This window comes from Shewanella sp. UCD-FRSSP16_17, from assembly GCF_001675935.1.
Taxonomy (GTDB): Bacteria; Pseudomonadota; Gammaproteobacteria; order Enterobacterales; family Shewanellaceae; genus Shewanella; species Shewanella japonica.
In genome coordinates, this window is record NZ_LZFV01000001.1 from 967,840 (window position 1) to 989,858 (window position 22,019).

A 22,019-nucleotide genomic window follows, 5' to 3' on the forward strand; every position below is an offset into this window, starting at 1 on the left:
CTCTCACTATTTCATCRTCTATTTTACTAGGCTTGAAATCAACGCTCTTAATGCAGCAGGTTTCACCATTTTAGCCATGTAGTGATAGCCACGCTTTTGTACATCATCAATGAGATCTTTATTGGTATTAGCAGTGATTAAAATACCCGGCAAATGCTCACCGTATCGAGAGCGAATTCCATCCATTGCATCCACACCGTTTTGATCATTATCTAAATGATAATCAGCTAAAACGATATCTGGAGCTACCCCTTTGAGGCCTAATTTAATGCGTGCATCAGCCAAATCCGTGGCACAAACAACATCACATTTCCAACGAGTCAGTAAACTTTCAAGTCCCGCTAAAATGGCTTCTTCATTATCAATACATAGCACTTTCACCCCTGCTAGAGGCTGAGTTGGCGTCGGTACCGGTTTCACGACCTTCTCTGTCACCGTTTTGCCCAACGGCACCATTATAGAAAATACCGATCCTTGTCCTAACTTTGATGTCACTAAGATTTGATGGTCCAGCACTTTACTGATTCTGTCAGCAATAGCTAAGCCGAGCCCTAGTCCACTAACGTTGCGACTACTTGGATGATTTAAACGTTTAAACTCTTTAAAGATTTCTTGCGTTTCATGTTCATCAATACCGCAACCAGTATCAAGAACTTGAATTTCAATAAAATCACCACGATGACGACAACCAAGTAATACTCTTCCGCCTTTTGCATAGCGATAGGCATTGGTTAAAAAGTTTTGTAACACCCGTCTTAATAGGGATAAATCAGAATTAATCGTTGCATTACACGGCATCATATTAAATTTGATTTGATTGTCAGCAGACATGGCTTCAAATTCAACGGCTAAGCCATTTAGTAATTCTCCAAGAGAAAAATCTCGACGATTCACCTCTACCATATCTGAATCTAATTTAGAAATATCCAGCAAGTCAGTTAATAATTCGCCAGCGGTGCGAAGTGAATTATTAATATGAGAAAGCGTGGTTTTTCCTTCCAAATCCAAATTCGGATATTGTGCAAGCGATGCTGTAAACAAACGAGCAGCATTTAAAGGCTGCATTAAATCATGCCCAACAGCGGCTAAAAAACGACTTTTAGAGGCATTCGCCATTTCTTCCTGGGCTTTTGCTTCAAGGAGTTCACTATTGAGCATCGCGAGCTCATAAGTACGCTCTTGTACTCGAGATTCTAATGTTTCATTCGCTTCTAATAAGGCTTTCTCTTGCTTGCGATATTGGGTAATGTCGGTAAAGGTCATCACAAAACCGCCATCAGGCATTGGGTTGCCCTGAATTTTGATCACTTTCCCGTCTTTTCGCTGCCGCTCAGATGTGTGCTCAGTACCATTACGCATATGTTGCACGCGTATATCGACTTGCAACTCTATGTCTCCCTCACCACAGTAGCCTCTGGCAGCATTAAAACGGATCACCTCGCTAATTGGCATGCCCTGTTGTAAAAAACCTTCAGGGTAATCGTACAGCTCAGCATATTTAAAGTTCCAAGCAACTAAATTCAAATCTTTATCGACCACACTCATGCCTTCATAAGCGTGCTCAATTGCGCCTCTAAGCATATCTTGGCTTAAAATAATCTTAGATGATGCTTCATCTACCAAACTGAATACTTCATCAAGGGCTAAGTCACGACCTTGTAATACTGAATCCATTACCAAAGAGGCACTAGAGGCACCTAATACCCCAGCAAGCATATGCTCTGTGTGTGACACTAAAGATTGGTCAGCCATTTTATGCCATGAATCACTACGCACAGCATCTGGGGAGAACTTACTAAAGCTTTCATATGCTCTAGTTGGGCTGACAAATCGACTGGCGAGAATTAACAAGTCTTGCTGGGAAATGGCAGTGTGTTTTCTGTTAGCGTCTTTTTTGTTTGAATCAGATTGAAGTGAGCCCGGATTGATAAAATGGCTAGCTTGAATACGCTCAGCGACACCCGCTCTAAACCATAATGAGCCTAATATATAACAAATAATATTAGCTAATAGGGCAATAAGCGTATCGTCAACCTCTGGGCTAATTGAGGCTAATAAGCCTGTTTCTTGCCCTAAACCAACACTGCCTTCAAATAAGATATAACACCATAAAGAAAACCCAACCGCTAAGCCTAAGAATACCCCAGAGCGATTACCGTACTTCCAATACAATCCACCGAGCAAAGCTGGTGCAAGCTGAGCGAAAGCACCGAATGACAATTGTCCTAAATGAGATAATGACTCACTATTACCGAACAATAAGTAACTTAAATAGCCTAATGAAAGAATAATAACGATGGCAAGACGGCGAGCATTAAGTAAAAAACGAGCAAATTGATTAAAATTAGTTCCACTCACTTTATTTGTGCGTAGCATGAACGGAACAATCCACTCATTACTGATCATAATACTTATCGTTACCACAGCAACAATTACCATACCCGTTGCCGCAGATAATGTACCTAACAACGCAATCACCGCCAGTACCGGTTGATCTAGTGCTAAAGGAAGATTAATCACGTAAGTGTCGGCGGCCACACTGTCGCCGAGCAATAATGTGCCAGCTAAGGCTAATGGCGCCACAAACAAGCCAAACATGGCGAGATATAATGGGAATATCCAACGTGCTTTTTTAAGTACAGACTCTTCAGCACATTCCACCACCATGACATGGAATTGCCTTGGCATACATAAAAATGCGGCAACACCCACAAACATCTCAGGCAAGAAAGAAGTAATATTTAATGAGCCATGTTTAATAATGTCTTTTTCTGCCGCCTGTTGCCAAATATCACCAAACCCATCAAAAAAGCCAAAAGTAATCACAAAGCCAACAATTAAAAAAGCAGCTAGCTTCACTAATGACTCGAAAGCAATAGCGACCATCATTCCAGGGTTATGCTCTGTTGCATCAAGCTTTCGTGTACCAAATAAGATAGCAAAGATTGCTAAAATAAATGTCATGACCATGGGGACGCTGACATCATTTAATGGCATGTTTTCAGGTTGAAATAAATTCAAGCTAAAGACCATCGCTTTTAACTGCAAAGCGATATAAGGCATGATCCCAAATAAAGCAATAAGTGTCACAATTGCAGCAAGGGTTTGAGATTTTCCATAGCGAGCGGCAATAAAATCTGCAACAGAAGTGATATTTTGCGCTTTTGATATGGCGACTATCTTACGAAGCATGCCAAAGCCTAAAGTAAAAACCAAAATAGGCCCTAAATAAATCGGTAAAAAAGACCACAAATCATTAGCAGACTGCCCCACCGTGCCTAAAAAACTCCACGACGAACAGTAAACCGCTAGACTTAAGCCGTATATCCACACTTGCACCTTTTTGGTGATTTTACTAAACCAGCGTTCAGCTCCCCACGCTAAGATAAACAGCAAGGAAACATAGCAAATTGCAATTACAGCAACGACTAAGGTCAAATTCATAGCATTCTCTTTAATTATTTTTATGCTTAATATTTGTGCAATAAAACCGTTTCACGAATATGTCATGCTAACATGCGCAACAGGTTAAATATTAAGGATATTTTAAAACTAGACCAAGGTCTAATAGTGTTAACCTCACCTTGCAGACAATACTCTCGTAACGCTAATTTTGACAAAGGGAAGCCCTATGAGCTCGCAGTCTCTCTATAAAGTACCAGCAGATTTCGCCAACAATGCACTGGTAGATAACGATAAATATAAAAAAATGTACCAAGAATCAGTGGTAAATCCAGAAGGATTTTGGAGAGAACATGGTAAGCGTATCGATTGGATTAAGCCTTACACCAAAATCAAAAAGACCTCTTTTGATGATCATAACCTGTCTATCAATTGGTTTTATGATGGCACATTAAACGCCTCTGCAAACTGTTTAGATCGCCATCTTGAAAAAAATGGCGATAGAGTTGCCATTATATGGGAAGGCGATGATGCAAATGAGCAGCGTAAAATTACTTACCGTGAGTTACATACTGATGTGTGTAAATTTGCCAATGCACTTCGCAGCCAAGGCGTTTGTAAAGGCGATGTCGTCACGATTTATATGCCAATGGTGCCAGAAGCTGCTGTAGCCATGTTAGCTTGTGCTCGCATTGGTGCTATTCACTCAGTGGTATTTGGAGGTTTCTCTCCAGACTCCATTGCATCTCGTGTTATTGATGGCAACTCAAAAGTATTGATTACTGCCGACGAAGGTATTCGTGGTGGTCGTAAAATTCCTCTTAAACGTAGTATTGATGATGCACTGAATAATCCAGATGTTGATTGCGTAGAAAAAGTTATCGTACTCAACCGCACAGGCGGAGATATCGATTGGGTTGAAGGTCGTGATATTTGGTGGAGCGATGTAATGGCAACAGCTTCAGAGCATTGCCAAGCCGAAGAAATGGGCGCTGAAGACCCGCTTTTCCTGCTTTATACATCAGGCTCAACTGGTAACCCTAAAGGTGTGCTGCACACAACCGGTGGTTACATGGTTTATGCATCAATGACACACGAATATGTATTTGATTACAAAGAAGGCGAGGTTTATTGGTGTACTGCCGATGTCGGTTGGATTACTGGCCATTCCTATATGGTTTATGGCCCACTGGCTAATGGTGCAACGATTCTTATTCATGAAGGTGTACCTAATTCTCCAGGTCCATCGCGTTTAGGTGAAATGATTGATCGCCATAAAGTGAATATTCTTTATACCGCACCGACATTAATCCGTGCACTGATGGCTGAAGGCAAAGAGCAATTTGACGGCTTTGATGGCAGTTCGCTTCGTGTAATGGGCTCAGTAGGTGAACCTATCAACCCTGAAGCTTGGCGCTGGTATCACGAAGTCATTGGCCATGAGTCTTGCCCAATTGTTGATACTTGGTGGCAGACAGAAACTGGCGGTATCTTAATTAGCCCACTTCCTGGAGCAACCGATGCTAAACCAGGCTCTGCGACTCGCCCATTCTTTGGTGTGCAGCCAGCCCTAGTTGATAACATGGGTAATATTTTAGATGGTGCAGTTGAAGGTAATTTGGTCATTCTCGATTCTTGGCCAGGCCAAATGCGCACGGTTTATGGCGATCATGACCGTTTTGCATTAACGTATTTTAAAACTTTCCGAGGCATGTACTTTACTGGTGATGGTGCCCGTCGTGACGAAGACGGTTATTACTGGATCACGGGTCGTGTGGATGACGTTATTAACGTATCCGGTCATCGTTTAGGTACCGCCGAAGTTGAAAGTGCCCTTGTTTCACATGAGCTAGTTGCTGAGGCCGCAGTAGTTGGTTACCCCCATGACATCAAAGGTCAAGGTATCTACGCTTATGTGACCTTAACTAAAGGTATTGAAGAAACGGAAGAACTTCGTCAAAACTTACGACAATGGGTTCGTAAAGAAATCGGCGCGTTAGCTACCCCAGATTTGATTCAATGGGCTGGTGGTTTACCTAAGACTCGCTCTGGCAAAATCATGCGCCGTTTCTTGCGTAAGATTGCAGCAAACGAGGTAACAAACTTAGGTGATTCTTCAACACTTGCAGATCCTGCGGTAATCGATACCTTGATAGAATCACGCTTGAATAAAGCGGAATAATATCCTACATCAATTAACTGTCCTACCCACCTTGAGAAATCCTAACCAGATTCTCGTTGCCCCCTCAATTGAGGGGGCTTTTTTATATCAATTTTTTATACCGCCTAAATTAAGGGCTTTATTTCATGCTAGAGTAACCATTTATATCACTAGCAATGTATGCTCCGTGAATGCGATGAATTTCATTATTACTTTGAACATTATTCAATAACGATAAAAACCTATGACAGCTGTAATATCCCTTCGTGATTACCAACAAGATTCTGTTGATGCCGCTATAAAACACTTTAAGCAAAGTAATGACTCCGCTGTATTAGTATTACCAACAGGTGCTGGTAAAAGTATCGTGATAGCAGAACTTGCAAGAATAGCTAGAGGCAATGTTTTGATATTGACTCATGTTAAAGAGCTAGTCGCTCAAAATGCAGAAAAAGTGGGATTACTGACTCAAAATGCCAGTATCTATTCAGCTGGATTAAACCAAAAAAAAGCGGTAGGTAAAACGGTTGTGGCTAGCGTTCAATCAGCTGCTAGGGCACCTGAAAAATTTAACCAAACTTTCTCTTTGGTTATTATTGATGAATGTCATCGTGTTAGTAACGATGAAAATAGTCAGTATTGGCAGTTATTGAATCATCTGAAAAAAAATAACCCGCAACTAAAATTACTAGGCTTAACGGCAACACCATACAGATTAGGACTAGGCTGGATATTTCGCCATCATTATCACGGTAAAGTCGGCAACACAGAAAAACCTATTTTTGAACAATGTATTTTTGAATTGCCCATGCGGCCACTCATTAAACGTGGGTATTTAACAGCACCTAAGATATTCGATGGCTTAAGCGCACAATATGATTTTAGCCAGGTAACCCCTTCAGAGACAGGCGAATATCCACAAAAAGAAGTCGATGATTTATTAGATCATCAAGGCCGAGCTACCACAGCAATAATTAAGCAGGTTGTGCAACTAGCAGAACACCGTAAAGGCGTGCTCATATTTGCGGCAACAGTGCGTCATGCAAAAGAAATAATGAAGTTACTCGATGATAGTGCAGCTTTAATTACCGCTGACACCCCTCATACAGTGCGTGATGATATTATTTCACGGTTTAAGCAGCAAAGTCTTAAATACATTGTCAACGTAGCGGTACTTACTACAGGCTTTGATGCTCCCCATGTAGATTTAATTGCTATCTTAAGGCCTACGGCCTCTGTGAGCTTATTTCAGCAAATGATTGGCAGAGGCTTACGCTTAGCAAAAGACAAAGAGGATTGCCTAGTCATTGATTATGCGGCTAATGGATATGATCTTTATTTTCCTGAAGTTGGCCAAGTCAAACCCAACAGTAAATCTGTCCCAGTACAAGTACACTGCCCCGTTTGCCAGTTTGCTAATACTTTTTGGGGTATTGTCGATGCCGACGGTGATATTGTTGAACACTTCGGACGACGCTGCCAAGGGTTAGTCGATACAAAACAGGATACACATCAGCAATGTGATTTCAGGTTTCGCTCTAAATCCTGCCCTGATTGTGGCGCTGAAAATGATATTGCAGCGCGCATTTGCCAAACATGCCAGTCAACACTCATTGATCCAGATAAACGATTGAAACAAGTTTTATCCTCTCAACATCATCATTTATTCAAATGCCAAGAGATGCATCTCATCGAAGATGATAAAAAGCTGATAGTGAAATATTTCGATATTGACGCTAATGAATTTAAAGAAAGCTTTAGAATGGAAACACCTGCTCAGCGGCGCGCCTTATATGCAATTTTTATTGCTCCACACTCGCGCACGCCTGGGATGAAACATCCACAATTCTCAACACCTCAACAAGTTGTTGAACACCAGAAACATTTTAAAACGCCTGATTTGCTGTTACTAAAAAAACAAAAGCATAAATGGGAATTAGTGGAAAAGTTTTTTGATTATAAAGGACGATTTAAAACCATTAATGAAAACAGTTTTGTTTGAATTGAATGAAATTATCAATTCGATAAAACTTATGGTATAAATCGTCAAATCAAAAAAAGGAGTCACTATGTTTGTTGTAATTTTTGGCCGTCCAGGCTGCCCTTATTGTGTTCGTGCTGTTGAACTATCAGAAAAATTAACTGAACAGCGTGACGGATTTAAGTTCAAGTATGTCGACATTCACGCTGAAGGCATTTCAAAAGCTGATTTAGAGAAAACGGTCGGCAAGCCTGTTGAAACAGTGCCGCAAATCTTTGTCGATGAAGTGCATGTTGGTGGTTACACTGAATTTGAACAATATGTACGTTCAAACAACTTATTGGGCTAATTAGATTAATAAATCAATTATGCACAAATGAAAAAAGGGTTAATTCAATGAATTAACCCTTTTTTGATGTCGTAATGCTACCTTAGAAAATCATTAGCTTTTAAAGCACGTATTTAGCAGAGAACAAAATACGGCTTAGGTCACCATCACTTCCATTTTCACGTTCGTTTTTCGCGTACATATACTCAACACCAAAGGTCAAAGGCTTGGTTGGTGAATACAATAAGTTAATATAACTTGAGTAAGACTCAGCATTTACTAAGCTACTCGATAGCATGGTATCGTTATCAGCTTTAAATGCTGACACAGTGACACTCGTACGCCACTTGTCATTCCACCAATGGCGGTAAGCGGCATAGCCACCGTAAGAGCTTATCGCTTGTATTTCGCCGTTAGCATCAAGATTACCAGCATTGGCATAATTCAACGCCATATAACGCCCTAGGCCTTCACCGTAGGTTGCTGAGAATTTAAAGTCATCGTTTCCGACCGGGATAATACCGGCAATACTCGCACCGTAACCCATTTCAGTTGAATCTACCGCCTGCCCATCAACATTTTCTTCAACATTCAATTGACGTAAAATACCAGCCACAGAAATAGCAGTCCCGCCTTCTGTCTTAAAGTTATAACGAGCAACAACATCTGGCACAATGCCACTACCACTGGTGAGTCGTGTTGCCGTACCAAATTTATTTACAGTCGTTTCCGGGTTTTCGACTGCTATTTGAAATCCACCATTTGTATAGCGAATCATCGCTTGTCTAACAAAAGGTGTACCTTCGGCTGCACCAACAAAATCTAAGTTTTCAGGCAATGCGCCAGGATTTTGGAACGTTGTCCATGTTTGACCGACTGTCCAGTTATCATAACTAATAAAAGCTTGTCGAATACGTGGTGAATAACTGTTAGATACACGTTCATTACCGTCAGTATGAGTCATGAAATCTAATTCAATAAAACCTGTTAACTTATGACCATCAAAATCTGAAACCGTTTTAAAATTAAAACGAGTCTCTCGCGCCTGAAAATCGACAACTTGTTTACCATTACCCTCTTCGCCATAAATAGTACCAGGCACATAAAATTGACGAGATAAACTTCCTGAATCGGGTGCGCCATTACCATAGTCACTGAACATCACATCAGCTTTTACGTAGCCCCCAAACTGCATATCAGTATCTGCATAACTAACATTACTTAATGCCAGCATTGAACAACCGATTAATAAACCATATTTTGCTTGTTTCATCATGCTCTCCCTGTTCTTATCATCTAAAGCAATATGACCCACTTAACAAACAAGCAACATTAGCAATAGGTCTATTAGACAAAAGTAGATGAGAGAAAGCTAAAATGATTAGCAGGTTTGCAATTAAATGGTAGATAACATTAGCAATTTGAATACGTTAAGACTGCCCAGTAAAATTAATAGCTAAGCAGTATTCTTGTGAACAAAAGAATACTTATTCATGAGGCGATAAAGTTGACAAAAAGTACAACATCAACATACAAGAGTTGAGTTTATAGTAAGGCTGAATAAATTAAAAAAGCTTGAATATGAATAGATTAAAAACGGTAGGACAATAGAAGAACTGAATTAAAGCCGAACAGGCAATCTCACTTTCAGAAAAGTGGTGGGTCGTGAAGGATTCGAACCTTCGACCAATTGGTTAAAAGCCAACTGCTCTACCAACTGAGCTAACGACCCATCTAGTTTTCATTAAAACTTATGTCTTAATTGGAGAGAAAGCCAACTGCCTAATCTTGTTAACAAGAGGACAAACAACTGAGCTAACGACCCGTCTAGTTTTACGTAACGATTCATTACGTCTAAATTTATGCCTAACTGGCAACACTTTTAGAAAAGTGGTGGGTCGTGAAGGATTCGAACCTTCGACCAATTGGTTAAAAGCCAACTGCTCTACCAACTGAGCTAACGACCCATCTAGTTTTACGTAACGATTCATTACGTCTAAATTTATGCCTAACTGGCAACACTTTTAGAAAAGTGGTGGGTCGTGAAGGATTCGAACCTTCGACCAATTGGTTAAAAGCCAACTGCTCTACCAACTGAGCTAACGACCCATCTGTATTTCATTAAAACCTATGTTTTAATTGGAGAGAAAGCCAACTGCCTGATTAAACTAAACAACTGAGCTAAAGACCCATCTAGATTTTGCTTCTAAATCTATGCCTGACTGGCAACACTTTTAGAAAAGTGGTGGGTCGTGAAGGATTCGAACCTTCGACCAATTGGTTAAAAGCCAACTGCTCTACCAACTGAGCTAACGACCCATCTGTATTTCATTAAAACCTATGTTTTAATTGGAGAGAAAGCCAACTGCCTAATTAAACTAAACAACTGAGCTAACAACCCATCTGGTTTCACGTAACGATTCATTACGTCTGAATTAAAGCCTGACTGGCAATCTCACTTTCAGAAAAGTGGTGGGTCGTGAAGGATTCGAACCTTCGACCAATTGGTTAAAAGCCAACTGCTCTACCAACTGAGCTAACGACCCATTTCTGTTTCTTAGATTAAGTGAAGACTATAAATAGAGTTCAATCAATCTGTCATCTAACTAAGTTAATCTAACCTGTTTAATGACCTCAGAACGTCGCTCCGTTCTGAGGGCGCCTATAATACCTTTTTCATCTTCGCATGCAAGTGCAATTTATGGTTTTTTTGCCGTTTGCACTAAAAATAAACTAAGAGGCTGTTTTTTAGTTAAATTAGGCTTACAAAGCCGACAATTGTTGTTGGGCAAGTCTTGCTGAGGCACTATTAGCGTATTCTTTCAACACTCGGTTATAGAATGTCTTCGCTGTCGCACTGTCACCTTCTTTTTCAGCGATCATGCCTAACTTAACTAAACTATCACCACGTTTATTAGAGTTAGGATATTTATTGACCACGGTATTAAATGCAACTTTAGCTTCAGCAAAAGTACCTTTATTGAATAACAACTGGCCTAACCAATAGTTGGCATTGGCAGCATATGTGGAATCTGGGTATTGTTTAATGAAGTCACTAAAGGCCGGAATGGCTTCATCGTACTTACGCTCTTTCAATACAAGGTTCACGGCTTGCTCATAGCTTGCAGTTTCCCCTAGAGTAGACTGAGTGCCAGCAGATGTAGCAGTATCAGCGACAGAGACAGTGGTCGACGCCGCACTCGCTGATAAATTAGCAATTTCTTCATAAAGCTGGCGTTGGCGCTGCAACATTTGACTAATTTGATAATCTTGCTGTTCAGTAATACCACGTAACTCAAGAACTTCACGTTGTAATGCATCTAAACGTTGTTGCGCTTCAAATTCAGATTGTTGTTTTGCTTTAATAATACGTTCTAAACGAGATAGTCGATCATCATTTGACCCGCCTGCAATATCTTGAACAGGTGCAGGGGCAGCGTTAGCACCTGCAGCTACAAACATCGCAGCAACTAAAACAGCATGTTTCATCAATAAACTCCTAAACTGGCCGGCATAGCCGGCCTTCCGTTATCGCTTTTACTCTTCGCGATTAATAAACTAAAACACCGCGGCGGTTTTTTGCAAAACCACTTTCACTGCGTGAAAAATCTAATGGCTTTTCTTCACCATAACTAACAACACTCATTTGGCTAGCTTGAACACCCATACCTTGTAAGTATTTAGCAATAGCTTTAGCACGACGTTCACCTAACGCAATATTGTATTCAGGCGTGCCACGCTCATCAGCATGACCTTCAATTAATACACGTACATTTGGGTGCTCAACTAAATAGTTTCCGTGAGCTTGAATAATTGCAGCATTTTCACTTTGTACTTCACTACGGTCAAAATCAAAATAAATAATATTTTGAGCACGTAATTCTTCTTGCTCAATACGTTGCTGCTCTTCTGGAGTTAAGATTGGCGCTGCGCCACCTGTTTCAACACCACCAGAACCATATTCACCGCCAGTGGTTGTAGTAGTAGAACCACTAGTTGAACCACTTGCGTCAGTTTCAGATTCTGAAGTTGTGCTACATGCACCTAATGCCATTACAGGTACAACAACTAACATAGCTTTAAACAACTTATTCAGATTCATGGGTAATCCTTAATTAAAATTTATAGAAATGGAGACCAGGCTGGCGATTTCACTTCACCTTGGCCTGCTGGTAGTCTTGCTTTAAAACGTCCATCCATAGATACCGCTGCTAATACTTGCTTACCGCGATAGGTTGTACCATAGATAACCATGGTTCCATTAGGTGCAATACTTGGTGACTCATCAAGTTGAGTTGAAGTAAGCACTTGCATAAAGCGAGTTTGAAGATCCATTCTCGCAATATTAAATTTACCATTAGTACGATTTACAAAAATCATACTACGTCCATCAGGAGTGATAGTACCGCCGAGGTTCCACTCACCTTCAAACGTTACACGTGAGATTTTTCCAGTACTCAATTTAACTTGATAAATTTGAGGTCTGCCGCCACGTTCTGAAGTAAAAATCAATGACTCTCCATCAGGCATCCAAGATGCTTCTGTATCAATAGCGTAGTGATTTGTCACACGTTTAAGTGCCTTTGTCGCTATATCAATCACGTAAATTTCAGGTTGTCCATCTTTTGATAATGTAACAGCTAACTTTTTACCATCAGGCGAAAAGCTTGGTGCACCATTAATACCTTTATGGGAGCTCACCTTAATACGTTCTTGAGTATAGATATCTTGAACAAATATTTCTGCTTTACGATTCTCAAAACTCACATAAGCGAGACGACGTCCGTCAGGAGACCAAGTCGGTGACATTAACGGTTCAGGCGAACGCAATAACATTTGCTCGTTATATCCGTCATAATCAGCGATCATCAAGTGATACGGTGATTTCTCACCCTGTTTCACAACCACATAAGCAATACGACTTAAGAAGGCACCACGTATTCCAGTTAGCTTTTCATACACGATGTCACTGATGCGATGACCATACTGTCTAAATTGCGACTCACTGATTACCGTTTCACGGCTTTCCAATAATAAGTCACTTGCAGGTACTGGACCTTTGTCTGACTGCAATTGCGCTTTGACTAAGTCGATTAAGTCAAAACTCACTAAGTACTGATTAGTACCATAAGGTTTAATCGAACCGACTAAGAGTGCATCTGAAGCCGTTTGCTCCCAACCTGTTGCAATAAATTCGTTAACAGTACTGATATTCGCTTGCGGTAGACTGCGAGCATCCAATGGGCTAAATGTACCACTACGAGCTAAATCACTTGTAACAACATCACTAATTTGTGTTGGCGCTGGCCCTGTTCCTTGCCATACAAAAGGCATGACCGCAATGGGCCTTGCGGCATCAACACCTTCAGTAATAACAATATCTAGCGCAGCATTTGCCGTGGTACTGGTTAAAAATACAAAAACTGTTAACCATTTTGCCAAAATCTTCATGTGACTCCTTTAATTAAATTCCGGTGATACGGTTAAATTAATTTCTTTCATTTTATTGTAAACATCTTCTTCAGAAGAAACGGGTAAACGCCCCGCTTTATTAATTGCAGCTTTCGCAGCACGGCAAACGACTTGATCGCCACTTAACGTTTGGCTTGCCGTCACAAACCCATCTTTTGCGAGTCGAATAAGTACTTGGCAACTTTTACCACGCATTGACTCATCAACCACCAAATTGCGTTGAATCGTTGATTTAATCATTGCTGTATATTTATTGACTTCTGACGTAATTTGCTTTGAACGTGTTGCCGATAAAGCGACTTGCTCAGCTGCCATTGCTTCAGCCATTTCACGTTCTTGACGAGCACGTTCTGCCTCTTCAGCTTTGCGTTTCCGTTCAGCTTCTTCTTTACGTTTACGTTCTTCTTCACGCTTTTTCGCTGCCGCTGCTTCTTCAGCTTTACGTTTTTCAGCGGCTTTTTTCTCCGCAGCTTTACGCTCAGCTTCTTTTTGCTTTCTTAATTCAGCTGCTTTTTCAGCTTTTGCTTTTTCTTCAGCTTCTTTTAGTTTTGCAGCCTTAGCTGCATTATTCGCTTTTAATGTCTCTTGTTCTTTTATTCTGCGTTGGTTCTCAAGCTGCTTTATTCGCTCCTGCTCTTTTCTAACTTCTTCCTTCGCTTTGCGGGCTTGCCTATCTAACTCTTCTTGACGCTCACGCTCTTTACGTTGCGTTTCAATTCGCTGTTTTTTGAGTTTTTCAGCATGCTCATTAATACGTTGTTGATCAACGACAACTGCTTGCACAACTGGCTCAGATGATTGCGCTTGAGGCAGGTGCTTTGGCTTGTCTTCAAAACTGATACCAAGAGCTAACGCAACAATAACACCAATATGAATGCCAGCTGAAATAGTAATAGGTAAGGTTAATTCTGATTTTACAGCCACTGAATTACTCCTTAGGTGAATCAGTCATTAGGCCAACAGCAGGCACACCTGCGCCCTGTAGACTGACCATTAACTGAATCACATTTTCATAAGGAATTCTTCTATCAGCCTTAACAACGACTGGCCTTTCTGGCTCTAGCTGGATCATCGCACCAACTTGGATAGAGATCTCATCCAAAGACAGCGGATCATCACTTGAACCACTCCCCACATTTAAGAAGTACTCACCAAACTCATCGATAGAAGCAACGATTGGTGGTTTACTTTCTGCAGGTAAAGGTTCAGCTTCGCCTTGTGGCAATTCTACTTTTACGCCTTGCGACACGATAGGCGCTGTGACCATAAAGATGATCAGCAACACCAGCATGACGTCAATATAAGGAACAACATTGATTTCGGCGACCGGACGACGGCGCTTACGTTGATACATTACACCGCTTCCTTCTCACTGTAGGCTTGGCGTTGCAATATGTTAGAGAACTCTTCCATAAAGTTTACATGCGCCATTTCTAGTTTTTCAACTTGTGTCGAAAAGCGGTTATAACCAATTACGGCAGGGATCGCTGCAAATAAACCCATTGCAGTTGCAATTAATGCTTCAGCAATACCTGGTGCGACCATAGCTAAGGTTGCGTTTTCAACTGCACCTAAGGCAATAAACGAATTCATAATGCCCCATACCGTTCCAAATAAACCAATATATGGGCTGGTTGAGCCAATGGTAGCTAATAAAGGTAGATGGGTTTCTAGTCTTTCAACTTCACGAGATAAACTCACACGCATCGCTCTAGATGTACCATCCATGACGGCTTCCGGTGACTTACTATTTGCTTGACTCAAACGAGAATACTCTTTAAATCCTGCAACGAATAACGCTTCCAGTCCCGAAACCCCTTCACTTCGCGCAGATAATTCTTTGTAGAGTTTATTTAAATCCACACCTGACCAAAATGTGTCTTCAAACTTAATTGATTTAGCACGAGCTGAGTTTAATAACTTCCTGCGCTGAATAATAACAGCCCATGATGCTATTGATAGACAAAGTAAGGTCAGCATTACCAGTTTGACGAGGACACTTGCCTCTAAAAAAAGACCTATAAAAGAAATTTCAGCTTGCACGATTAAACTCCTGCACAATATTTAATGGGATAGCTCTTGGGCGCATACGAGATAGCGCGATACAAGCAACAATAATGGTTCCTTCACAATAACAGTCACCGTTATCGTCAAGCAAACGCTGCTTAAATACCAAAGAGGCTTTTTTTAATTCTATGACCTTTGATTCAACAAATAAGTTCTGTTCAAACCTAGCTGCAATTCGAAAATCTAACTCAGCATGCTTAACCACAAAAGCAATATCATCAGCTAAAAGTGTGCTTTGTACTACTCCCATCGATTTAAGCCATTCAGTTCTTGCTCGTTCAAAGAAATTTAAATAATTAGAATGATACACAACGCCACCGGCATCCGTGTCTTCATAATAAATTGAAATTGGCCATGTAAACATAATTAGCGATTGTGAATTTTGCGTAATAAAAGATGGCTTACTATACCGAGTACCACCACGCTTGTGAATAAAAGGACACAGCTATAAAAGGTTTATTTTAAAGAGCGATGATTAATTTGCCATTAAACTTAGGGCTTTTGCAGCGATATGCCTAATAAATGAAGAATGTTTAATGTTAGCTATTGATTCATTTACAAACATTTAACTTTTAAGCGTTCCTCATTCGAGTTAACCATTGAAGGAGGTTCACTACATAAAGGGGATGTTTAACAAAGTAACTAGAGAACAAACATAAACGTTTTCCAGTGTGTTTATTAGTCAAATTTATAAGTCATTCATATAAAATCGTTAAGTCACAGTAAACAGCAAGAATGATTAATTTTCATTTTTAGAAAAAGTCATGAGTAATGAGTAATGAGAGTTTATCAATAGTGATGCGTAAATAATTTGATGGGTAATTAGTTAAAGAAGTCCTAAAAAGTCTATACACACATAGGTCATTCAATCGGTTATTTCTGCGATGACTTTCCCAAAAGAGCATTTGGATAAGAATATATAGTGCTAAAAGTTACTTATGCTGTTGTTTGTGGATATAGCGATAAAGGATACAAAGTCATACAGGTGGTTAATATCCGCACAAAAAGCGGGTTAATTATACAGGACGACCTCAACTTTGTTCCCTGTATAGCAAAAAATTATAAAAAGATTAACGAAGACATCAATTCTAGCTAGTCACTAAAGATACGATTTCCCTATCCCTTACCAAAGCACTAAAAACCCTATTAACAAGGGAATTCAGCAGTATTTCTTATTATTAAATTTTTTTGTATTGTTAGTAGAATTGTAAATTTAACATTTATACATCAATTGAAATAAGCACAAAAACAATTAAATATGCATAACGAATGAATATAAACGGCCATTTTAGGTATTCTGATTTAATTATTGTGATTAGTAAAAATTTAACGACATTGTAATGAATTAGAAATACTAATCTGAAGCTGTAATTTTTCTAGTTTGTCACCTTAGAGTAAACTCTCTAAAATTCATCTTGTTTTCAGGACATAGCTTATTTAGTTATTGAAAACCAAGAACTCCTAGTTGATGTACCCCAATACCTCAACTTATCCCTGGTTCTTATGCTTGACTTCCTTCCTTGAATTTGTGAATACAAATTGTTTGGCCCACTTATTTTAAGTGGGCTTTTTTTTACCTTAAATTTATCATCGACTTTATTCTAATGAGTCTCAGTTCATTAAAATGCAACTTACTTTGTGGTGCTGCCATCATGATGTTCAATCAATGGCTTAGAAAACTAAAAAGGCTTAACGCTGAGTTAAGCCTTGAAAGAGATTGGGGCTGCTAGAGTCGTGATAGGCAGAAATTGAAATTTAAATGCTCTTGGAAATTTTGATCACTACGCGGCGGTTACGTGCTCTTTCTTCAACAAGATCGTTAGATGCAACATGACGACGTTCACCATGACCCGTCTTATGAATACGACTTTCTTCAATGCCACTTGCAACAAGAAGATCTGCAACTGTGTCTGCACGACGCTGTGACACCCTTTGATTCACAGAGCGACCACCATAACTGTCAGTATAAGCATCAACAAACACTAACTCTACATCAGAATCATAGGATAAATACTCTTGAACACGTTTCAGCTGCTGTTTTGAAAAACGGGTTAAATTAGTTCCACCCTCTTCATAATTGAGCACGGTAAACGCTATATCATCAAAACCGTAAGGTAACAGCGTCGCTAAACAAGAACGAAACTGACGGTACTCACCACCAAAATTTGCCGAAGATAAGCCTACAGCGACTTTGTCAGATTGATTATACCAATCTGCGTAGTAAAAAGTCGGTTGCATGCCTTTACTTAATTCTGACAACATTGACCAAGCCGCTTTCTTTGGAACTTCGCCATTAAATTGTTTTTGATATTTAAGTTTAGTGATCGCTTTTTCATTTACGCCAGGACGCCACTGAGGTGCTTTACTAATTAACTCAGCATTAGTCACTTGATCGGGCTTGTTCCACATATCTAAGGTAAAATTAAGGTTTAAATCTTTACCTGCTTTGCTAGTAAAAATGGCTTTGCCATAATCAGGGATATCATGTTCTAAACGGCATTCAATTGGGCTGTTTTCACTAATGCGCCACATAGAGTTATCTAATGATGCAACATAATGCTGTAAGTCTGCTTGTGCAGAACTTACTAAACAAAAGCTTGATACTAGAATTGCCTTACGCCACATAAAAAACACCCTGTTTGCTAGTCACAATACTCTATCGGCATCGTTTTATGTTTCTTTAGCGTAGAATTTACTCATTCACACATGACACTGGCTCTCTCTTTTAGCATAATAGCCACCATATTAAAGAAAGAGGTTTTTAATGAGCGATATCTGCGACGCAAATAAATTCAAACACCGTTTTAGAGGCTACTTCCCTGTTGTTATTGATGTTGAAACAGCTGGATTTAATGCCGCCACTGATGCGTTGCTAGAAATAGCGGTTACCACCCTTAAAATGAATGATGATGGTTTTATCGAACTAGATAAAACACTTCACTTTCATATTGAACCATTTGAAGGCGCTAACCTAGAACCCGAAGCACTTGCTTTTAATGGCATTGATCCAACAAATCCATTGCGTGGAGCCGTTGAAGAGAAGCAAGCTTTTCTAGAAATATTTAAGCATGTCAAAAAAGCACAGAAAGCCGCTGATTGTCATCGCTGTATTATTGTGGCCCATAATGCTGCATTTGATATTGGCTTTGTTAATAAAGCCATAGAACGAAACGATTTAAAACGCTCACCTTTCCACCCGTTTGCCACTTTCGACACCGCCACGCTTGCAGGGCTCGCAATAGGTCATACTGTGTTGGCAAAGGCCTGTAAAATGGCAGGAATTGAATTTGACAATAAAGAGGCTCATTCAGCCTTGTACGATACAGAGCGCACTGCTGAGTTATTTTGCTACATCGTCAATAAATGGAAGACTTTAGGCGGCTGGCCAATGGTAAGCGAAGAGCACGAAGAAGAATCAATTAAAGAAACATCAGAAAGCTGATTGATATAAATAAAAAAAAGCTGCCGAGGCAGCTTTTTTTATGTCTAACAAACGAATATTAAAGCTTGTCAGAGTTATCTTTTAGGTAAGAAGCAACACCTTCAGTTGTTGCAGTCATGCCTTTGTCACCTTTTTCCCAACCAGCAGGACATACTTCACCGTGCTCTTCGTGGAATTGTAATGCGTCAATCATACGTAGCATTTCATCAACATTACGACCTAGTGGTAAGTCGTTAACCACTTGGTGACGAACTTGACCTTCTTTGTCAATTAGGAATGATGCACGGAAAGCAACACCAGCTTCTGGATGCTCAACGTCATATGCTTTACAGATTTCATGTTTTACGTCAGCTACTAATGTGTAGTTAACTTCACCGATACCGCCTTTTTCAACGGCAGTTTTTCTCCAAGCGTGATGAGAGAATTGAGAATCGATTGAAACACCGATAACTTCAACACCACGTTTAGTGAACTCTTCAATGCGGTGATCAAAAGCAATCAGCTCTGAAGGACAAACAAAAGTGAAGTCTAGCGGGTAAAAGAAAACAACTGCTGGCTTACCTTTAATCGCGGTAGATAGATTGAAACTATCAACGATTTCACCAGTACCAAGAACCGCTGCGGCAGTAAAATCTGGGGCCGGACGGCCTACTAATACGCTCATTTTAAATCTCCATCTATGGATTGAAAAAAATTAACACAATACCTGTTTAAAACTGATAAGCATTATACCCAAACAAATACAATATGCGAGATAGCTCACATACGTGTTAACGATTAACACGACGAATGTAGGATAATTGCGCTATACCTTACCGCTAATTGAATAAAGACATAAGCCTTTTAAGATGAAATATGGTTTACTTGATGAAAAATACTCCATATCAATCCTTTTTTATTCCTAAAAAAATTTTCAACATCCTTACACGCCTTGTTACATCAATGATAAACCCTACTTACAAGCATTCAGTTTTCGTAAACTCAACCGAGATAAACTGGACATGAGGTTTTATACAGACAAGAATGATTGCACTATGTCTATCTAAATAAAAATTAAATAAGAAAACTTAAATATGAATGCAGTCGTAATTGCTGTCACCTTAATGCTTGCATTAAGTCTCATGCGTGTGAATGTTGTTATTGCACTAACGGTTAGCGCCTTGGTAGCGGGTTTAGTTGGTGGACTTGATATTCACCAAACAATAGGAGCCTTTAATGATGGCTTAGGAGGCGGAGCGCAAATCGCCTTGAGTTATGCTTTGCTAGGGGCTTTTGCTGCTGCGTTATCGCATTCTGGTTTAACGACCCTTATTTCGCATAATATTATTAAAAAAGTAGGTAAAGAGCCAAACAGCACCAATACTTTGGTCGTTCGTTGGTTATTACTTGCCTCAATTTTATTAATGGCGATTAGCTCGCAAAATATTTTGCCGATTCATATTGCCTTTATCCCGATCCTTATCCCGCCGCTACTTCATGTGCTTAGTAAACTGCAAATTGATAGACGCCTTGTCGCTTGTATTATCACATTTGGTTTAGTGACGACCTATATGATTCTACCAATTGGTTTTGGTGGCATATTTTTAAATGACATACTATTAGCCAATTTAAACAATAATGGCCTAGAAGCCGTAAAAGAACAGATCCCTGCAGCTATGCTACTACCTGCACTTGGAATGATTGCTGGTTTATTGACTGCGGTATTCATCACTTATCGAAAACCAAGAATATACGAAGCAAAAGATATTACTGTTGAGCAAGAAGAAATCAGTATTAATAAGAAAACCATTTTAATATCGTTAGTAGCGATAGTTGCAACACTGGTTGTGCAACTTCAAACTGACTCAATGATTTTCGGTGCCTTAACAGGTTTTATCATTTTTCGTTTCTCTGGAATTATCAAACCTGACGTTAGACAAGACATGTTTAATCAAGGTGTGCTAATGATGGCCAACATTGGTTTTATTATGATTGCAGCTGCAGGTTTTGCTGCAGTTGTAAAATCAACGGGTGAAGTGAGTACTCTTGTTGCTTCGCTTGGTGACATTATTGGAGATAATAAAGCATTAGCTGCATTATTGATGTTAGTAGTAGGCTTGTTAATTACTATGGGTATTGGTTCTTCATTCTCAACCATCCCTATCATCGCCACGATTTATGTGCCACTAGCATTAACATTTGGATTTTCTGTAGCTGCAACTATTGCACTTGTAGGCACAGCTGCCGCATTGGGCGATGCGGGTTCACCAGCTTCAGACTCTACATTAGGCCCTACCGCTGGCTTAAATGCGGATGGTCAACACGATCATATTCGTGACAGTGTTATTCCGACCTTTATTCACTACAACATTCCCTTAATCGCCTTTGGCTGGATTGCTGCAATGGTATTGTAGTAGATAGAATATAAATACAAAAAAGGGAGCCAATGGCTCCCTTTTTACAACACATCAAATGACTCTTTGATTATTTAGTGCCGAAAATCTTATCTCCAGCATCACCTAAACCAGGTAAAATGTAACCTTGTTCATTCAAACAATCATCAATAGATGCAGTAAATAACTCAATATCTGGATGCGCAGCTTCTAATGCTTTAATCCCTTCTGGCGCAGCAACCAGTACAAGTGCTTTAATCGAAACACAACCACGTTTCTTAAGTAAATCGATAGTCGCAATCATCGAGCCGCCTGTTGCAAGCATCGGGTCAACAACAATCGCAACACGCTCATCTACATTACTAACAAGTTTATCAAAGTAAGGAACCGGCTCTAACGTCTCTTCATCGCGGTAAATCCCTACCACAGAGATTTTGGCACTGGGCATATGCTCTAGCACGCCGTCCATCATGCCAAGTCCAGCTCTTAGAATTGGTACAACCGTGACCTTTTTACCTTTAATTTGTTCTATCTCAACAGGGCCATTCCAACCATTAATCGTAACTGTTTCAGTTTCAAAATCCGCAGTAGCTTCGTAAGTTAATAAACTACCCACTTCCGTTGCTAGCTCACGAAAACGTTTAGTACTAATGTCAGCTTCGCGCATTAAACCCACTTTGTGACGAATTAACGGATGTTTTACTTCAACGACTTTCATTTTGCACTCCTAGTGATGAGATATTTTTTGCAAATTGTTCAAATCTTAGTTTATTTATCCTCGATATAAAACATAA

General features: G+C 39.9%; 17 protein-coding genes and 5 tRNA genes. 5 read left to right on the forward strand and 17 right to left on the reverse strand.

The window, feature by feature from the left end; all coding sequences use genetic code 11:
- Window positions 1-18 precede the first annotated feature (18 nt).
- On the reverse strand, window positions 19-3,444 hold the full coding sequence (locus A9267_RS04090) for a hybrid sensor histidine kinase/response regulator (RefSeq protein WP_055026327.1): 3,426 nt from the start codon (window positions 3,442-3,444) through the stop codon (window positions 19-21).
- A 187-nt stretch (window positions 3,445-3,631) separates the two neighbouring features.
- Here A9267_RS04090 and acs point away from each other — a divergent pair, with 187 nt between their 5' ends.
- From acs to A9267_RS04105, 3 genes are all read left to right on the forward strand, one after another.
- Window positions 3,632-5,584: an acetate--CoA ligase gene (gene acs / locus A9267_RS04095; protein ID WP_065108321.1), complete on the forward strand. Its 1,953-nt coding sequence runs from the start codon at window positions 3,632-3,634 to the stop codon at window positions 5,582-5,584.
- A 223-nt stretch (window positions 5,585-5,807) separates the two neighbouring features.
- Window positions 5,808-7,565, forward strand: a complete 1,758-nt coding sequence (locus tag A9267_RS04100; RefSeq protein ID WP_065108322.1) for a DEAD/DEAH box helicase — start codon at window positions 5,808-5,810, stop codon at window positions 7,563-7,565.
- Window positions 7,566-7,632: 67 nt separating this feature from the next.
- Window positions 7,633-7,893 carry a GrxA family glutaredoxin gene (locus A9267_RS04105; protein WP_055026330.1) on the forward strand — a complete coding sequence of 87 codons (261 nt, stop codon included), beginning with the start codon at window positions 7,633-7,635 and terminating at the stop codon, window positions 7,891-7,893.
- A 100-nt stretch (window positions 7,894-7,993) separates the two neighbouring features.
- Here A9267_RS04105 and A9267_RS04110 read toward each other — a convergent pair whose 3' ends face one another.
- From A9267_RS04110 to A9267_RS04175, 14 genes are all read right to left on the reverse strand, one after another.
- Entirely contained in the window at window positions 7,994-9,145 is a 1,152-nt protein-coding gene (locus A9267_RS04110; RefSeq protein ID WP_065108323.1) for a DcaP family trimeric outer membrane transporter, read from the reverse strand.
- Window positions 9,146-9,528: 383 nt separating this feature from the next.
- Window positions 9,529-9,604 (reverse strand) — tRNA-Lys (locus A9267_RS04115).
- 159 nt (window positions 9,605-9,763) lie between these two features.
- Window positions 9,764-9,839: transfer RNA gene (locus A9267_RS04120), tRNA-Lys, on the reverse strand.
- 66 nt (window positions 9,840-9,905) lie between these two features.
- Window positions 9,906-9,981 (reverse strand) — tRNA-Lys (locus A9267_RS04125).
- A 134-nt stretch (window positions 9,982-10,115) separates the two neighbouring features.
- Window positions 10,116-10,191: transfer RNA gene (locus A9267_RS04130), tRNA-Lys, on the reverse strand.
- Window positions 10,192-10,342: 151 nt separating this feature from the next.
- Window positions 10,343-10,418: transfer RNA gene (locus A9267_RS04135), tRNA-Lys, on the reverse strand.
- A 217-nt stretch (window positions 10,419-10,635) separates the two neighbouring features.
- Window positions 10,636-11,361 (reverse strand): tol-pal system protein YbgF, encoded by a 726-nt coding sequence (gene ybgF / locus A9267_RS04140; RefSeq protein ID WP_055023790.1) that lies wholly within the window; start codon window positions 11,359-11,361, stop codon window positions 10,636-10,638.
- Between the two features lie 61 nt (window positions 11,362-11,422).
- Window positions 11,423-11,974: a peptidoglycan-associated lipoprotein Pal gene (pal, locus tag A9267_RS04145; protein ID WP_055023791.1), complete on the reverse strand. Its 552-nt coding sequence runs from the start codon at window positions 11,972-11,974 to the stop codon at window positions 11,423-11,425.
- 20 nt (window positions 11,975-11,994) lie between these two features.
- Window positions 11,995-13,323 carry a Tol-Pal system beta propeller repeat protein TolB gene (gene tolB / locus A9267_RS04150; protein WP_055023792.1) on the reverse strand — a complete coding sequence of 443 codons (1,329 nt, stop codon included), beginning with the start codon at window positions 13,321-13,323 and terminating at the stop codon, window positions 11,995-11,997.
- 9 nt (window positions 13,324-13,332) lie between these two features.
- The gene (gene tolA, locus A9267_RS04155; RefSeq protein ID WP_055023793.1) at window positions 13,333-14,268 is read right to left on the reverse strand and encodes a cell envelope integrity protein TolA; all 936 of its coding nucleotides are present in this window, start codon (window positions 14,266-14,268) and stop codon (window positions 13,333-13,335) included.
- Between the two features lie 4 nt (window positions 14,269-14,272).
- Entirely contained in the window at window positions 14,273-14,698 is a 426-nt protein-coding gene (gene tolR, locus A9267_RS04160; protein ID WP_055023794.1) for a protein TolR, read from the reverse strand.
- On the reverse strand, window positions 14,698-15,387 hold the full coding sequence (gene tolQ / locus A9267_RS04165; RefSeq protein ID WP_055023795.1) for a protein TolQ: 690 nt from the start codon (window positions 15,385-15,387) through the stop codon (window positions 14,698-14,700). Before tolQ ends, tolR begins: the two co-directional genes overlap by 1 nt.
- Window positions 15,377-15,778 carry a tol-pal system-associated acyl-CoA thioesterase gene (gene ybgC, locus A9267_RS04170; protein WP_119968336.1) on the reverse strand — a complete coding sequence of 134 codons (402 nt, stop codon included), beginning with the start codon at window positions 15,776-15,778 and terminating at the stop codon, window positions 15,377-15,379. The genes tolQ and ybgC overlap by 11 nt, the downstream gene beginning before the upstream one ends.
- A gap of 1,388 nt (window positions 15,779-17,166) precedes the next feature.
- On the reverse strand, window positions 17,167-18,036 hold the full coding sequence (locus A9267_RS04175; RefSeq protein WP_055023797.1) for a flagellar protein MotY: 870 nt from the start codon (window positions 18,034-18,036) through the stop codon (window positions 17,167-17,169).
- A gap of 139 nt (window positions 18,037-18,175) precedes the next feature.
- Between A9267_RS04175 and rnt the strand changes: the two genes are divergently transcribed.
- The gene (gene rnt, locus A9267_RS04180; RefSeq protein ID WP_055023798.1) at window positions 18,176-18,853 is read left to right on the forward strand and encodes a ribonuclease T; all 678 of its coding nucleotides are present in this window, start codon (window positions 18,176-18,178) and stop codon (window positions 18,851-18,853) included.
- 58 nt (window positions 18,854-18,911) lie between these two features.
- Here the strand turns inward: rnt and A9267_RS04185 are convergent, their stop codons facing one another.
- Window positions 18,912-19,517, reverse strand: coding sequence for a peroxiredoxin (locus tag A9267_RS04185; RefSeq protein ID WP_055023799.1), 606 nt, complete (start codon window positions 19,515-19,517; stop codon window positions 18,912-18,914).
- A 409-nt stretch (window positions 19,518-19,926) separates the two neighbouring features.
- Between A9267_RS04185 and A9267_RS04190 the strand changes: the two genes are divergently transcribed.
- Complete coding sequence (locus tag A9267_RS04190) at window positions 19,927-21,246, forward strand: Na+/H+ antiporter family protein (RefSeq protein WP_065108324.1); 1,320 nt, start codon at window positions 19,927-19,929, stop codon at window positions 21,244-21,246.
- Between the two features lie 70 nt (window positions 21,247-21,316).
- On the opposite strand, the gene upp is transcribed toward A9267_RS04190, so the two are convergent.
- Window positions 21,317-21,943 (reverse strand): uracil phosphoribosyltransferase, encoded by a 627-nt coding sequence (gene upp, locus A9267_RS04195; protein WP_055023801.1) that lies wholly within the window; start codon window positions 21,941-21,943, stop codon window positions 21,317-21,319.
- Between the last annotated feature and the right edge of the window lie 76 nt (window positions 21,944-22,019).

Excerpts from the sequence above, each read along its gene's own strand:
- A9267_RS04190 (WP_065108324.1), top strand. The coding sequence starts at position 19,927 with ATGAATGCAGTCGTAATTGCTGTCACCTTAATGCTTGCATTAAGTCTC.
- A9267_RS04110 (WP_065108323.1), bottom strand. The coding sequence starts at position 9,145 with ATGAAACAAGCAAAATATGGTTTATTAATCGGTTGTTCAATGCTGGCA.
- A9267_RS04100 (WP_065108322.1), top strand. The coding sequence starts at position 5,808 with ATGACAGCTGTAATATCCCTTCGTGATTACCAACAAGATTCTGTTGAT.
- A9267_RS04185 (WP_055023799.1), bottom strand. The coding sequence starts at position 19,517 with ATGAGCGTATTAGTAGGCCGTCCGGCCCCAGATTTTACTGCCGCAGCG.
- tolB (WP_055023792.1), bottom strand. The coding sequence starts at position 13,323 with ATGAAGATTTTGGCAAAATGGTTAACAGTTTTTGTATTTTTAACCAGT.
- upp (WP_055023801.1), bottom strand. The coding sequence starts at position 21,943 with ATGAAAGTCGTTGAAGTAAAACATCCGTTAATTCGTCACAAAGTGGGT.
- A9267_RS04105 (WP_055026330.1), top strand. The coding sequence starts at position 7,633 with ATGTTTGTTGTAATTTTTGGCCGTCCAGGCTGCCCTTATTGTGTTCGT.
- ybgF (WP_055023790.1), bottom strand. The coding sequence starts at position 11,361 with ATGAAACATGCTGTTTTAGTTGCTGCGATGTTTGTAGCTGCAGGTGCT.
- tolR (WP_055023794.1), bottom strand. The coding sequence starts at position 14,698 with ATGTATCAACGTAAGCGCCGTCGTCCGGTCGCCGAAATCAATGTTGTT.
- rnt (WP_055023798.1), top strand. The coding sequence starts at position 18,176 with ATGAGCGATATCTGCGACGCAAATAAATTCAAACACCGTTTTAGAGGC.
- pal (WP_055023791.1), bottom strand. The coding sequence starts at position 11,974 with ATGAATCTGAATAAGTTGTTTAAAGCTATGTTAGTTGTTGTACCTGTA.
- A9267_RS04175 (WP_055023797.1), bottom strand. The coding sequence starts at position 18,036 with ATGTGGCGTAAGGCAATTCTAGTATCAAGCTTTTGTTTAGTAAGTTCT.
- A9267_RS04090 (WP_055026327.1), bottom strand. The coding sequence starts at position 3,444 with ATGAATTTGACCTTAGTCGTTGCTGTAATTGCAATTTGCTATGTTTCC.
- acs (WP_065108321.1), top strand. The coding sequence starts at position 3,632 with ATGAGCTCGCAGTCTCTCTATAAAGTACCAGCAGATTTCGCCAACAAT.